Annotated in this window: 14 protein-coding genes and 1 tRNA gene; 10 read left to right on the top strand and 5 right to left on the bottom strand. The window is 50.5% G+C overall.

From position 1 onward, the window contains the following. Positions 1–16: 16 nt before the first annotated feature. From AB1552_07470 to greA, 3 genes are all read right to left on the bottom strand, one after another. Positions 17–952, bottom strand: a complete 936-nt coding sequence (locus AB1552_07470) for a dihydroorotate dehydrogenase (protein MEW6053609.1) — start codon at positions 950–952, stop codon at positions 17–19. A gap of 73 nt (positions 953–1,025) precedes the next feature. After that, positions 1,026–1,808 (bottom strand): dihydroorotate dehydrogenase electron transfer subunit, encoded by a 783-nt coding sequence (locus tag AB1552_07465; protein ID MEW6053608.1) that lies wholly within the window; start codon positions 1,806–1,808, stop codon positions 1,026–1,028. Continuing rightward, positions 1,801–2,277 carry a transcription elongation factor GreA gene (greA, locus tag AB1552_07460; GenBank protein ID MEW6053607.1) on the bottom strand — a complete coding sequence of 159 codons (477 nt, stop codon included), beginning with the start codon at positions 2,275–2,277 and terminating at the stop codon, positions 1,801–1,803. The genes AB1552_07465 and greA overlap by 8 nt, the downstream gene beginning before the upstream one ends. Positions 2,278–2,389: 112 nt before the next feature. On the opposite strand from greA, the gene AB1552_07455 reads away from it, so the two are divergent. From AB1552_07455 to AB1552_07435, 5 genes are all read left to right on the top strand, one after another. Beyond that, on the top strand, positions 2,390–4,066 hold the full coding sequence (locus AB1552_07455; protein MEW6053606.1) for a proline--tRNA ligase: 1,677 nt from the start codon (positions 2,390–2,392) through the stop codon (positions 4,064–4,066). A gap of 500 nt (positions 4,067–4,566) precedes the next feature. Beyond that, positions 4,567–4,812, top strand: a complete 246-nt coding sequence (locus tag AB1552_07450) for a hypothetical protein (protein ID MEW6053605.1) — start codon at positions 4,567–4,569, stop codon at positions 4,810–4,812. Positions 4,813–4,959: 147 nt separating this feature from the next. Then, a complete protein-coding gene (locus tag AB1552_07445) occupies positions 4,960–5,247 on the top strand; it encodes a PilZ domain-containing protein (GenBank protein ID MEW6053604.1) in 288 nt (95 codons plus the stop codon). A 1-nt stretch (position 5,248) separates the two neighbouring features. After that, positions 5,249–5,584, top strand: coding sequence for a TusE/DsrC/DsvC family sulfur relay protein (locus AB1552_07440; GenBank protein MEW6053603.1), 336 nt, complete (start codon positions 5,249–5,251; stop codon positions 5,582–5,584). Between the two features lie 135 nt (positions 5,585–5,719). After that, positions 5,720–5,902: a hypothetical protein gene (locus AB1552_07435; protein ID MEW6053602.1), complete on the top strand. Its 183-nt coding sequence runs from the start codon at positions 5,720–5,722 to the stop codon at positions 5,900–5,902. 256 nt (positions 5,903–6,158) lie between these two features. Here the strand turns inward: AB1552_07435 and AB1552_07430 are convergent. Further along, positions 6,159–6,235 (bottom strand) — tRNA-Met (locus AB1552_07430). Positions 6,236–6,359: 124 nt separating this feature from the next. On the opposite strand from AB1552_07430, the gene cdaA reads away from it, so the two are divergent. The 4 genes from cdaA to AB1552_07410 all read left to right on the top strand — a co-directional run bounded on the left by cdaA (position 6,360) and on the right by AB1552_07410 (position 11,558). Next, positions 6,360–7,121 (top strand): diadenylate cyclase CdaA, encoded by a 762-nt coding sequence (gene cdaA, locus AB1552_07425; protein ID MEW6053601.1) that lies wholly within the window; start codon positions 6,360–6,362, stop codon positions 7,119–7,121. Beyond that, a complete protein-coding gene (locus AB1552_07420) occupies positions 7,118–7,765 on the top strand; it encodes a CdaR family protein (GenBank protein ID MEW6053600.1) in 648 nt (215 codons plus the stop codon). The genes cdaA and AB1552_07420 overlap by 4 nt, the downstream gene beginning before the upstream one ends. Beyond that, positions 7,762–9,108 carry a phosphoglucosamine mutase gene (gene glmM, locus AB1552_07415; GenBank protein ID MEW6053599.1) on the top strand — a complete coding sequence of 449 codons (1,347 nt, stop codon included), beginning with the start codon at positions 7,762–7,764 and terminating at the stop codon, positions 9,106–9,108. The genes AB1552_07420 and glmM overlap by 4 nt, the downstream gene beginning before the upstream one ends. A gap of 137 nt (positions 9,109–9,245) precedes the next feature. Beyond that, on the top strand, positions 9,246–11,558 hold the full coding sequence (locus AB1552_07410) for a DNA internalization-related competence protein ComEC/Rec2 (protein MEW6053598.1): 2,313 nt from the start codon (positions 9,246–9,248) through the stop codon (positions 11,556–11,558). A 13-nt stretch (positions 11,559–11,571) separates the two neighbouring features. Here the strand turns inward: AB1552_07410 and selD are convergent, their stop codons facing one another. Further along, a complete protein-coding gene (selD, locus tag AB1552_07405) occupies positions 11,572–12,615 on the bottom strand; it encodes a selenide, water dikinase SelD (GenBank protein MEW6053597.1) in 1,044 nt (347 codons plus the stop codon). Positions 12,616–13,025: 410 nt separating this feature from the next. Here selD and lysS point away from each other — a divergent pair, with 410 nt between their 5' ends. Beyond that, complete coding sequence (gene lysS, locus AB1552_07400; GenBank protein ID MEW6053596.1) at positions 13,026–14,501, top strand: lysine--tRNA ligase; 1,476 nt, start codon at positions 13,026–13,028, stop codon at positions 14,499–14,501. Positions 14,502–14,504: the final 3 nt, after the last annotated feature.

The raw sequence follows: 14,504 nt of genomic DNA, 5'->3' as shown, positions 1-14,504 counted from the left end.
CTCCCTGGAGCTGAAATCAGTCGTCAGTGTTATTATGGGGCGCGGTTCCATCGACTCTGCCGATAATCTCTCTGATATTACTAATACCTTTTCTCTCCAGATATGTCACTATCCCTGACACGGCCTGTGCGGTAGCGCCGGGATTCAGGAAATTTCCTGTCCCTATCTGAATGGCGGAAGCGCCGGCAAGCATGAATTCTATTGCATCATCCGCGTGCATGATGCCGCCCACCCCGATGACGGGGATGCTGACGGCGCGTGATGCTTCCCAGACCATCCGGACTGCCACCGGCCTGATTGCAGGTCCGGAGAGACCTCCGGTGACATTCGCGAGTTTCGGCTTCCAGGTTTCGATGTTTATGGCCATTGCAGGGATGGTGTTGATCAGTGAAAGGGCATCGCTGCCTGCGTCTTCTGCCGCTTTCGCAAAACCGGGAATGCTTGAAACATTCGGCGACAGTTTGGTGATGAGGACTGTGCTGCTGACAGACTGCTTCACGCGCGTGACAAGCCGCGCAAGCGCCCGGAGGTCGGTCCCGAACAGTATGCCACCTTTTTTCACATTCGGGCATGATACATTCAGTTCGATGGCGTCAACGCCTGCCCCGTCGAGCGCCTTTGCGAGTCTGACATACTCCTGTATGGTATTCCCGAGGATATTCACGACGACCCGGGTATCGAACTGCCTGAGATACGGGAGCTTCTCTTTCAGGAATTTTTTCAGCCCGACATTCTGAAGCCCAATCGCGTTCATCATGCCGCAGGGTGTTTCGCATATGCGGGGAGAAGGGTTGCCTTCCTTGGGGTTCAGTGAGATGCCCTTCACCACGACTGCACCCAGAAGGTTCAGGTCTACAAACTCCGCGTATTCCTCTCCATACCCGAACGTTCCCGATGCGGTCATCACCGGGTTTTTCAGGGGTAACCTGCCGATGTGAACGGTTAAGTCCATTGCCACTCCGCAGTCTCAAAACAGTATATGCCTGAGTTCCCGAATGTTATTTTCCTGTCCCGGCCTGTCATATTCAATAGTCCTGTTCCCATACAATATCCCGTATCGGAAAAACCGGCCCCTCCCTGCATACCCTTTGATATCCGCGTATGGTCTTCACTGCACACCCGAGGCATGCGCCGAACCCGCAGGCCATGTTCTCTTCCAGAGACATATAGCCCCTGAGTCCCCGTTCAGCCGCAATCCCCGACACCGCTTTCAGCATCGGCTTCGGACCGCAGGCATATAAGGTGCAGGAAGTGCTGAGGGATTCATGGTCTGCAAGCAATTCGCGCAACACTGCATCGACCATGCCCTCTTTTCCGAATGAACAGTCGTCTGTGCAGACAACAAGCTTGTTACCCAGTCTTTCCAGTTCATGGAGAAGCAGAAGGTCATCCCTGTTCTTCGCACCGTATAGTACATGAAACCTGCGTGTAAGGGTTTCGATGAGGGAAAACAGTGAGATAATGCCAGTTCCTCCCGCAACTACCACGGGGGTGCAGCGTGTGCCCGGCAAAGGGTATCCGGTCCCGAGGGGACCGATGATGTCCACCACGCTGCCTTTCCTGAGCGCCTTCATGAGTGCGGTTCCCCTGCCCCGCACAGTAAAAAGAAACTGTATGGTATCGGGCGTGGTGCGCAGATAGCTGAAGGGTCTTTTCAGCAGCGGATCATACGAATTGCCGACGGTAATCATGTAGAATTGACCCGGTTTGGGTTCAGTAACCGGATCGAGGGGTTCTGTGATAAGAAGGTTATTGCTGTTGTTTAATGGAAGGTTTTCTCGTATCTTTGCCTTGAAATATCTATTCAAAGCTTATCTCTAAGACTTCATACTCCATTGTTCTTGCAGGTGCCTTGATTACCGCCACGTCACCTATCTCCTTATTCAGGAGGGCTTTGCCGACCGGCGAACTGATCGATATCTTTCCGTTTTTTGCATCGGCCTCATCAGGCCCGACGAGCATGAATTCCTTCTCTTCGTCACTGGCAAGGTCAAGCACCCTGACCCTTGCACCGAATGCAATCTTGTTCTGCGAAATCCGTGCGGGATCTATCACATCTGCGAGGGCAATCTTTGTTTTCAGTTCCTGGATCCTTCCCTCGATAAACGACTGCCTTTCCTTTGCCGCATGGTATTCCGCATTCTCGGAAAGGTCGCCATGGGCACGCGCTTCCGAAATATCCTTTATGTTTTTCGGCCTGTCAACCCTGAGAAGTTTCTGAAGTTCCTCCTGAAGTTTCTGATAGCCAACGGGCGTAATCGGTATTCTTTTTAGCAAGTTATCCCCCTCCTCGAAATAAATTAATTTAACACTTTTATGGCATTTTTTTCTATATTAGATGCAATACGGAGCGCGTAAAATAATCTTTGCTGTACAAAAGGAGCTGAAAATGCGATTTTCAAAGATGCTCATCCCGACCTTAAGGGAAACCCCTGCCGATGCCGAGGCAGTAAGCCATATCCTCATGGTGAGGGCAGGGTATGTGAGGCAGCTTGCTGCAGGTCTTTACATATATCTCCCCCTCGGGCTTTCGATCATGCGGAAGATCAACAGGATTCTCAGGGAGGAGATGGACGCAATAGGCGCGCAGGAGATCGCGCTGCCTGCATTGCATCCGGCAGAGGTATGGCAGGAGACCGGAAGGTGGTCATCTATCGGGGAGGAGATGTTCCGGCTGAAAGACCGGACCGGCCGCGACATGTGCCTCGGGATGACCCATGAGGAGATCATGACCTGGCTTGCACAGAGGGAAATACGCTCCTACAGGGAGCTCCCCCAGGTGTGGTACCAGATTCAGACAAAGCTGAGAGACGAGGCAAGGCCGAAGAGCGGCGTTCTCAGGACAAGGGAATTCCTTATGAAGGACAGCTACAGTTTTGATGCGGACGAAGAGGGCCTCGAAAGGAATTACCAGCGACATGCCGAGGCATATCACAGGATTTTTTCACGGTGCGGGCTCAAGTTCTCCATGGTCCAGTCAGACCCGGGCATGATGGGCGGCGCGGTTTCCCATGAATTTATGGCTCCCAGCCCCTCGGGGGAGGACGAGATCGTTCTCTGCGATTCCTGCGGGTATGCGGCGAATGTGGAGCTTGCCCTTTCGAATCCGGAAAAGCCGGAAACGAAGGAGTGGACATTTGAAGAGGTGCATACCCCGGAAAAGCGCACGGTCGCGGAAGTATCGAACTTTCTGAAGATCAGGCCGGAATATTTTATCAAGAGCCTCCTGCTGATCAGCGACAATGGCCCTGTCCTCGCGCTTGTGAGAGGGGATCAGGAACTGCATGAGAAAAAGATAACCCGGCTGATCGGGAAACAGCGACCGGCCCAGAAACAGGAGGTAAAAGAGATTCTCGGCGTTGAGGCGGGATTTATCGGTCCCATGAACCAGAAACTCAGGATTATCGCAGATGGCTGTCTTCGGGAAGGCGTCTTCATCAGCGGCGCGAACAGACAGCACTATCATGCAAAGGGGATACGGCCGGGAGAGCATTTCACCGCAGAGTGGCACGATATCCATATGGCGAGGCAGGGGGACACATGCACGAAATGTAACTCGCCGCTGAAGGTTGCGCGTGTCATCGAGATAGGGAATATTTTCAAGCTCGGCACAAAATATTCCGTCGCCCTGAAGGCGTTCTATCTTGATGAGAACGGCCAGGAAAAGCCGCTCATCATGGGAAGCTACGGGATAGGGCCTGCAAGGATAGCCGCTGCAGCGATCGAGCAGAACAACGACAAGGACGGGATAATATGGCCGAGGAGCATCGCACCGTTTGATGCAGAGATCCTCCCGCTGAATATGAATGATGCCGGGAGCATTGAAGTTGCGGAAAAACTCTATAAAGAGTGCATATCTCAGGGGATAGACGTGCTGCTCGATGACCGTGATGAAAGGGCGGGGGTGAAGTTCAAGGATGCGGATCTCATCGGCATTCCCACGCATATCATCATCGGCGAAAAGAATCTCAGGGAAGGGCTTGTGGAGATCAAGGACAGGAAGACAAAAGAAATCGTGAAGGTGAAGGTCGGGGATGCGGTGGCGCATGTGGCATCTTTCCGTTGATTTTTTGTCCGGACACAGGATACATTACACAAAGAGGCGCAGCTTCGGTTGCGGTACTTAACCAAAAGAGCCCGGGAAGACATTTCCCGGGCTCGCTCGTTTCATAACAGATTGATAATTGTATTTCCGTAGACTACATTTCAGACACAGATATTGTCAAAAAGTAATATGGGGGTTGTCCCCATATTAACCCCGAGTTATTTATCGCTGGATCTGTGTATTACTATTGTCTCTTACGAACCTTCAATATAAGAACATATAGCAAAAGGATAGGAGTTTCTCCAATTTTATCATCATTTTTTCTAAATGTTCTGCAGATTGCAGAAATAAGAGTTGAGTAATTATTCAATGACTTTGTCAGACAAATGCGGACAGTAAAAACAGATTAAATCCTACAGAAAAATCAGAATCATGCTGATGTTAAGCAGTCCTCTCGCCATTGTATTCTTAATGAAGGGCGAGCATGAGATGTGGAATAAAATGAGAGGGGGAGTTGAAATATGAGAAAGATGACAAGGCATTTCAATGAACAGGAATCAAAAGTGACAGTGATGCGCTATATTTTCAGATGCCCTGCAAAAGACTGTAATTTCTATGTTAAGGCTGTAGCTGATAATTACGGGTGGGCAGCGGAAAAAATCACTGAAGCCAGTCTGTTTCATGTTAATCACGTTCATCCAGAGATGTCTTCAGTGACTAACGACGCAATAAATAAGTTATTCGTGAAGAGAATCGATATGGATTAGTCTGCTGAGAACCCATATTATCATTATTGTGTATTTCCCCCTCGCATGACCTGAAAAGAACGAAGACCGGTCGATCTATGGTGATATCTCCCAATAGAGGATATCAGCACTTTTTTAAAAGAATTCATTTGCGCAGGAGGATGAGAGATGCTCAAAACAAAATTAAAAGACAGCAGGCGACATGTGCGTAAAATAGGGAGTGGAACCGTAGAGTATTCAGTCATTTCTTCCGGTAACAATAGAGTGTCATACGGTATCATTTCAGATGTAAGTTCATCAGGCATGTGTCTCTTGACATCTATCCCGCTGCAGCACGGCGAGAGGGTACTGGTAAAAAAAGGTCTCCAGCCTTCCAGGACAGCGGAGGTGCTTTGGAGCGATGCAGGTGCTTTTTACTATAAGGCAGGAATTAGATTCCTAAAAAAAGGAGGGTAAAATGTCGGTCATTGAAATTGAAGGAAAGAAGATCGAATTAGATGAAGAAGGCTATCTCGTTCACTCCGGAGACTGGAATGAAAAGGTTGCCTGTGCTCTTGCAGACAAGGAAGGAGTGAGTAAAACCTGTCCGCTGTCGGCTGATAAAATAGAAATATTAAAGTTCATGAGAGAGTATTTCAAAAAACATAATGCATTTCCCATAACTCGCGCAATATGCAAAAATGTAAATCAGCCAGCACAGTGTATCCCTGAAAAGTTCCTAGAGCCAATTAAGGCATGGAAAATAGCAGGTCTTCCAAGGCCAACAGATGAGGTGCTGTCTGGTCTGTCTTGAACAGCAGCTTCCTCTTGTATTGTGATTCTTTTTGTGTTGACCCTTAATAGAAAATGTTAATGAGTTCCAGGTGCAGGCCACGCTCTCCGGTAGGGATACCTGAAACATAATCCTACGGAGTACCTTGTAGGGCCGATGGCAGTAAAACCCGAAATCGAAATCCTTGGTCCTGAAGGGGTAGACAAGCTGCTCAGCACGGCAGGAAATCATTCATTAAGAGGGGCAGGACTCAGACAGGTTACTTTTCGCAGTCTCGGACATGGCAATGCGAGCATAAGGATTCAGTCCGGGCAGAATATAAGATACATTCAAACTTAGATGGGACACGCAAGCATTAACATCACCCTAGACATTTACGGACACCTGTTTAATGATGCTGATTTCAACAGGCAACAGGTCGAACTTTTGGAGCAAAATTTTATTTCCGTTAGAAAACGGTTAGAAAAAACCCACTTTTTTGAAATTTCGGCAGCCTTAAACCATTGATAGAAGAGGTTTTGAAGGCGATACCTGTCACAGAATGGCTTGCACTAAAGAAAAAAGGGCTTGCATTGCTGCAAACCCCTGATTTTTCTGGTGGCGGGGAGAGGATTTGAACCTCTGACCTTCGGGTTATGAGCCCGACGAGCTACCAGGCTGCTCCACCCCGCGATATGGTCTTTTAAGATACCTTATCACCGTTTTCTTTGTCAAACTTTCTTTGTTAAATATAAGAACCTTTGTTAATTATAATGTCACATGGTATCATAGAACACACTGTTTTCATTTCTGAAATATGGAGATACTGGGGCAACTGAGATGGCAAGATCTGGTAGACATCATCGTGATGTCGGTCATCGTCTATCGTCTTCTCCTGCTGATCAAGGGTACAAAGGCCGCGCACATGCTGATGGGCCTCGGCATACTCCTGATCGCGTCGATCCTGTCACGGTATTTCGAGCTCTATACAGTTGACTGGCTGATCCAGAGTTTCTGGGCACAGATCGTTATCGCGATTATCATCCTCTTCCAGCCGGAAATCCGGAGGGCGCTTGCGCAGATGGGAGAAACGCAGTTTCTCCAGACATTCACCTCAGCGGAAGAACTCAAATCGCTTGAAGAAATTGTCAGGGCAACGATTGCGCTTGCAAACCGGAAAATCGGCGCGCTTATCGCCATAGAGCGTGACACAAGCCTCAGGGAGTTTGTCGAGATCGGTACGCTTTTGGATGCAAAGGTGTCCAAGGAAGTGCTGCTCAGCATATTCCATCCGACATCTCCCATCCACGATGGAGCGGTGGTGATCAAAGGCAACAGGATAGTGGCGGCCGGATGTTTTTTGCCGATAACCATGACGTCTGACCTGAGCAAGGCGCTGGGAACGCGGCATCGTGCCGGGCTCGGCCTCTCGGAAGAGACGGACGCGGTTATCCTGATTGTATCCGAGGAGACAGGGACAGTCTCGATGGCAATGAAAGGGAAGCTGGAAACCCATCTCGACATGGGGACCCTCAGGGATATGCTGACCGAGTTGTTTACCGTAAAGGGGAAGAAATGAAGAAATTTTTTCTCGAAAATACCGGCCTCAAGATCGCATCTGTTCTGCTGGCGATTGTATTATGGCTTTTCGTGACGTCGCGCGGGCAGTCGGAGATGTCCATCGATGTGCCGCTTGAGTTCAAGAATATTCCGGCAGGCCTCGAAATAGCAAATAATAACATAAAAACGGTCAGCCTCAATATCAAGGGGCAGGAGAGGCTTATCAGGAATGTGAAATCCTCTGACATAAGGGTGTATGTTGACCTGAGCAAGGCCAAAAGGGGAGAAGGTATCTATTATATCAGCAGGGAAGATACGCGAGTGCCGCGAAGCGTTACGGTTACCAGCATCAGCCCGCTCAGCGTGAAAGTAGTAACCGAGGAGACAATAACCAAGACTGTCAGGATCGTGCCTGTTGTCTTTGGTGAGCCGGAGAGGGGCTATTATGTGAGAGCGCTTGATGTGACTCCGCAGAATGTAGTGATTGAAGGGATACGGTCAGAGATAGCGAAGGTCAGCAATCTGAAGACAGAACCGCTTGATGTGACCGGCTACAACATGTCGTTTTCCCAAATGGTGAAGATCGACCTGACCGGAAAGAATATCAGGCCGCAGGTGAATGAGGTCTCGATTAAAGTAATGATCGGAGCAAGAACGCAATGAAACTCTTTGGAACAGACGGCATACGGGGAGCAGTAAACCGGCATCCCATGACTCCGGAGAATGTTTTGAAAGTCGGGATGGCGATCGGGTCTCTTCTCAGGGAGAAGCACGGCAGGAATATGATCTTGATCGGGAAGGATACACGGCTTTCTGGGTACCTTATTGAGAGCGCACTTACCTCAGGCATCTGCTCAATGGGGATGAATGTTACCCTTGTCGGCCCCATCCCCACACCGGGGATTGCTTTTCTGACCAGGACGCTGAGGCTGGATGCGGGCATTGTGATATCCGCATCACACAATCCTTTTGAGGATAACGGGATAAAGTTTTTTTCCCATGAAGGGTTCAAGCTGCCTGACGAACTGGAAAAAAAGATCGAGGAACTCGTGCAGGATGAAGGACTCATGCGCAGGCGACCAAAAGGGTCGGAAATCGGAAAGGCATACCGGCTGGATGATGCAACAGGGCGCTATATCGAATATATCAAATCGACGATCCCGAAGGGGGTAATCTTTGAAGGCATGAAGGTTGTCGTTGATTGTGCCAACGGGGCCGCATACAAGACAACTCCGTGGCTTCTGAGGGAACTGGGCGCAGAGGTTATCTCGACACACGACAAGCCAAACGGCACGAATATCAATTCGGGGTGCGGTTCCCTGTATCTTGAGGGAATGCAGAAGGCGGTAAGGTTTCATAAGGCGGATCTCGGGATCGCACATGACGGTGATGCGGACAGGGCGATTTTCTGCGATGAAAAGGGGCATATTGTGGACGGCGACAGGGTTATGGGAATGTGGGCGGCAGAGATGAAAAAAAGCGGGACCCTGAAGAATAACGCGGTCGTTTCCACGGTAATGAGCAACTTCGGCCTTGAGAAGTATCTCGAAAAGCACGGCGTAAAGCTGTTGAGGACAAAAGTGGGAGACAGGTACGTTGTCGAAAAGATGATCGAGGGCGGGTACACGCTCGGCGGGGAGCAGTCAGGACATATTGTGTTTCTTCACCATAATACCACCGGAGACGGTCCCCTTACTGCACTGCAGGTGCTTTACCTTATGAAAAAAAGGGATACCGCCCTGTCAAAGCTTTCCCGGGAGATACGCCTTTGCCCCCAGATACTCACGAACATAGATGTGGAGCACAAGCAGGACATCAGGAATGTCCCTGAAATTGAGGATGCAATCAGGGCAGCGGAAAAAAAGCTCGGCAACAAGGGGAGAATCCTTGTCAGGCCTTCGGGGACAGAACCGAAGATACGGGTGATGCTCGAGGGTGAAGACAGGAAACTAATTGTAAGGCTCGGCAGGGACATCTCGAAGGTGATTAAGGAAAAAATGACCTGATGTTCTCCTCCTGCAGGAACTCCCCTCTGCACTCGGGAAAAGCCGGTTGCTGAGAGTTTAAATTGCACCCCTTCCCCTGATCCCTTCTTCTGCGGAAGAGGGAGAATCAGGGAATACACAGATACCGAGGCATTTCCATGCACGTTTTTCTGTCTTTCCTTGCAGGTGTTGTCTCTTTTTATTCGTTCCAGTATTTTCCTTTTTCGGCGGCTTCTGTTTCACTGGGATATGGTGCATATCTGACCGCAAGGAAGAAGTTCCTGCCCGCAATAATGCTTTGTGCAGGGGTACTGTATGCGTTTCTGCGGTATGCTCCTGCTGCGGACATTGTCCTGCAGGACAGCCGCCTTCATGTGCAGGGTGTGGTTACGTCGTTTCCGGCAGAAACAGGGACAGGGGGCTTCAGGCAGAACCTGGTCATCCGTTCAGCTGTAGATCCTGCAACCGGAGCACACGTCGAAAGCCTTGCGGGCAGGGAAGTTGTGCTTTTTTCGGACAGTGAGCTGGAGCTTGCGAGGGAATATGCGGTTTCCGCGGAGTTCCTGACGGGAAGGGAACGATACAATCCCGGACAGCAACCCGGAAAAGATATCTATGCAAAGCTTCTCGAAGTGACGCATGCAGGCGGGGAGAGTTTGTCGTTTGCTTCAGTTATCGAGGGATACAGACACAGGATAAGCAGCCATATCGCGGAGAATTCCAAAGACGATTCCGCAGCGCTTGTCGCCTCTGTTACCACCGGGCAGCGAAGCCTTATGTCTGACGAGATGCGGGATGCGTTCAATACGACAGGCCTTGCGCATATTCTGAGTATCTCGGGCACGCACTTCGGACTCTTCTCCGTATTTCTGTTCGGCATATCCAGCCTTCTCATCAACGCGCTGCCGCACAGAATTCTCCAGAGAATAACCGTTTACCTGGCTCCTTCGCAGGCGGCGGCAGCTGCCTGCCTTCCGGTCATGCTTGCATACCTCTGCCTTTCCGGCGCCAGCATTCCTGCGATCAGGGCGTTCATTATGATAAGCCTCTTCCTGACGGGGCTTATTATCGGAAGAAAGGGATTCTGGCTGAACTCTCTGCTTTTTGCGGCGTTTCTCCTTGTGGTGTGGGACCCGGAGGTGCTCTTCAGTCTGTCGTTCCAGCTTTCCTTTCTCGCGGTGCTGTGCATAGGGTTTTCTCTTGAAGAAAAGGAAAAAAGTGAAGAGAAGGAAAAAACATATCTTCATCGTGTGAAAAAGGGTCTTCTGATATCCCTGTATGCATCGCTTGGCACTGCTCCGCTGGTGGCATACTGGTTTCACTATTTTTCCGTCATATCTCCGGTGTCGAACCTGCTCGTCGCCCCGATCATAGGCTTTGTGCTCATTCCGGCATCTGTTGCAGGAGCCTTCCTGTTTCTTATGACCGGGCATTTTGTATTTACCCCTGTCGCATCTGCAGTTGCAGACATCAGCATAGCATCTGTGAAGCTGCTGTCAGGTGTGCCTTTTGCGAGTATCACTGTCCCTCACTTTCCACCGGCTGTTCTGCTTCTTTTTTACGCAGCATTGCTGCTCTGCCTGGTGTCGGTGAAGAAAAAATATCTCCTTGTCATCCCCTTCATTCCGCTTGCGGGGTATCTGATCCTGTCGGGTCTTGCAAAGAATGAACTGCGGGTTGCGTTTCTCGATGTCGGACAGGGGGACTCATCCGTGGTTGAGCTGCCTGACGGAAAGACGATGGTCATCGATACGGGCAGAACCGGATGGGAAACCTCGTATTATCTTCACTACAGGGGAAAAAGGACTATTGACTACCTCGTACTTACTCACGTACACCCTGATCATATCGGAGGGCTTGATCGGGTGGTGCGGAAATTCAGCGTGGGGGAAATATGGGACAATGGCAGGATGGTACTGCCGGAGACCATGCACCATATTGTGCACCGCCCGCTCGGCAGGGGTGATACCATTGAAGGGCAGGGATACCGTATCTCCGTGCTCCATCCGTACGACGGGTTTTATACCTTCGGCTCACGGGTGGATGTCGGTGAAAACAACGACTCCCTCGTGCTGAGACTCGAGGGCAGGAAAAAAAGCTTTCTTTTTACCGGGGATATCGAAGAAGAGGCTCTGCAGGATATCGCCTGTCTCGGAAAATGGGCGAAGAGCACGGTGATCAAGATACCCCATCATGGCGGCAGGACATCCGCACACCAGGCATTTGTCGGAATGGTCTCGCCAGAATTTGCGGTAATCAGTGTCGGGAGGGAAAACCCGTTCGGTCATCCTCATCAGGAAACCCTGGACTCCCTCCGCACTATCAGCGTGTACAGAACAGATGCCGACGGGTTTGTCCAGTTCGAGGAAAGGGAACGCGGTCTTGAAATAAGGACATATGAAGCCTTCCGGTTGACAGGGGCACGTTCGTTGAGAGAGGAGATGCAGAATTACCGGCGGCTTTTCCGCTGAATGTCCATGTGTCTCAGTCTACGAATATCCGTTTCCCGTCTTTTGCTCCCTTCTGAAAGATATCGCCGATGTGTGCGGCCAAAATGCCCTCTTTCTGCAATTCAGCCACCAGTGCATCCTTCTTTTCGCCGGGGACAAAGATGAGAAGCCCCCCGGATGTCTGCGCATCATTCAGCAGAAATTTCACCATGTCGGGAGTGCCCTCCTGCCATTCTGTATAGTGCGAAAAGCTTACGCAGTTGGCGATCGATCCGCCGGGAACTTTTTTGATCTCGGCCAGCCTGACCGCATCTGTAAAGAACGGCACCCTGTTTGCGTAGAGCCGTGCGCTCAGGTCGCTTGCACGGAGTACTTCATGCAGATGCCCTATCAGACCGAACCCTGTGATATCAGTTGCAGTGCTTACCCCGACAGCAAGCATGATCTCGCCCGCCTTTTTGTTCAGGGTCGCCATCGATGCGGTGAACTCCTTAATAACAGTGTCACTGCAGAGGCCCGCCTTAATGCCGGTTGAAATCAAGCCGGTGCCGATTTTTTTGGTCAGAATGAGGGCATCTCCCTGCCGGGCCTTGGAATTGTCAAGGATTCTGCCGGGGTGTATGACGCCAAGGACCGCAAAACCAAACTTCGGCTCCTTGTCTCGTATTGTGTGTCCCCCGATGATCGATACCTCTGCCTCTATCATCTTGTCAATGCCCCCCTGCATGATATTTTTCAGGTGCGGCAGGAATTCCTTCTGGTTCGGGAACATGGCGATATTCAGCGCAACAAGAGGTTTTGCTCCCATGGCGTAGACGTCAGAAAGCGAATTTGCCGCGGCGATGGCGCCGTATGCATAAGGGTCATCAACGATCGGCGTAAAAAAGTCTGTTGTCAGCACAACCGCTACTTCATCGGAAATCCGGTATACCCCGGCGTCGTCTGCGTTTGCGGAACCGACCAGCACATTTCTGTCAGTGATCGGGGGTAGCTGCCCCAGCACCTGGAGCAGGTCCGAAGGACTAAATTTCGAAGCTCAGCCCGAACAGCTTGAGAGACTGGTCAATTTGATATCCATGAGTACCTCCTTGTTGTATGATAACCCCTCATAAAAATTTTTCGACACGCCCCCGAAGTTCAGCATCAGGGTACAAATGCCCGCCATTGCCGCTCTGCATGACGTTCAGTTACCCGTCACAGATGCGGAATGACAAATGATTGCCGGCATTTCTGCTACTGATATCGCGCCATCCGCTGCAGGGCAGTTCATGCGATAGCCCGGATATTCATTATTATAATGCGTTATCGGGAGAATTTCCGGCAATTTCTTTTTTCGGAGTCTGATGAATGTGCGGGACGGGGAAAAAAGAATCCGCGCAAATACGCTGTCCTCAGCCGCTATTGCCATTTTTATGAATAATATGGGATAGGCTCATTGACTAAACGGGAACGTACTCTTTATAATTTTTACACTTGCATTTGCCTTCAATGGAAGACATAAACGAACTCATAGAACAGCGTATAAAAAAGCTGAATGAACTGCGCGAGTCAGGTGTAGATCCGTTCGGCGGGACTTTTGATGCTGCTGACCACGCCTCCGGCCTTCACGAAAGATTCGGGTCCTCATCAAAAGAATTACTTGAATCCGATCCGGTGGCATGTTCTCTTGCAGGAAGGGTAGTTGCCATGAGGGACTTCGGAAAGGCTGCCTTTGCCCATATACAGGACACATCGGGAAAGATACAGGTGTATTTCAAGAAGGATATTCTTGGCGAAAAGTATCTTCATGTCAGAAAACTGGACATCGGAGATATCATCGGACTGAAGGGGCGGCTCTTCAGGACCAAAACGAATGAGCTCACTGTTGAGGTCGACGATGTGACCTTCCTCGCAAAATCTCTCCGGCCATTGCCCGAAAAATGGCATGGCCTGAAGGACGTCGAGACACGATACCGGCAGCGGTATGTGGATCTGATCGTGAATCCCGAGGTGCGGCAGGCATTTATCAAGAGAAGCGCTATTATTAAGGCCGTCAGGGATTTCCTTGAGGCAAAGGGCTTCATCGAGGTCGAGACACCCATGATGCAGCCGATTCCGGGAGGTGCGACCGCGCGGCCGTTCAGGACCCATCACAATGCACTTGACATGGACCTGTATCTCAGGATCGCTCCTGAACTCTATCTGAAAAGGCTGCTTGTCGGCGGGTACGAACGCGTGTATGAACTGAACAGGAACTTCAGGAACGAGGGGATATCGACAAAGCACAACCCTGAATTCTCGATGCTTGAATTCTATATCGCTTACCGGGACTATCATTTCCTGATGTCCCTTACAGAAGAACTGATTGCCTATGTCGCGGAAAAGACACTCGGGACGCTGAAGATACGGTATGGCGAAGAGACTATTGACCTGACACCTCCATGGCCGAGGATACCGATGCTTGATGCGCTTGAGAAGAAGGGGGTTCCGCGGGACATATTCAGTGATGCCGGAAAGGCAGGCGCGTGGGCAAAAGCGAACAACGTGGTAATCGAGAAAGGTGCACACCTCGGCAAGATTCTCGATGAGATATTCAAGGAGAAGGTCGAGCCCGGACTTGTCCAGCCTGTTTTTATTATTGACCACCCGGTGGAGCTTTCACCTCTGGCAAAGAGGAAACAGGACAATCCTGGTCTCGTTGAGCGCTTCGAGCTGTTCATCACATCGAGGGAGATTGCAAATGCGTTCTCGGAACTGAATGACCCTATGGATCAGCGGCAGAGGTTTCAGGAACAGGCAGAGGCAAAGGAGCTTGGAGATGAGGAAGCGCACAGCATGGATGAGGACTTTCTCAGGGCCCTCGAATATGGCATGCCGCCTGCAGCGGGAGAGGGAATCGGAATAGACAGGCTTGTCATGCTGCTCACCAATTCCCAGTCCATCAGGGATGTGATCCTGTTCCCGCAGCTGAAGCCGGAGCAGTAGGGT

This window comes from Nitrospirota bacterium (assembly GCA_040754395.1).
Classification (GTDB): domain Bacteria; phylum Nitrospirota; class Thermodesulfovibrionia; order Thermodesulfovibrionales; family SM23-35; genus JBFMCL01.
Note: the sequence above shows the minus strand (reverse complement) of the source record. Positions and strands in the feature narration are given on the sequence as shown.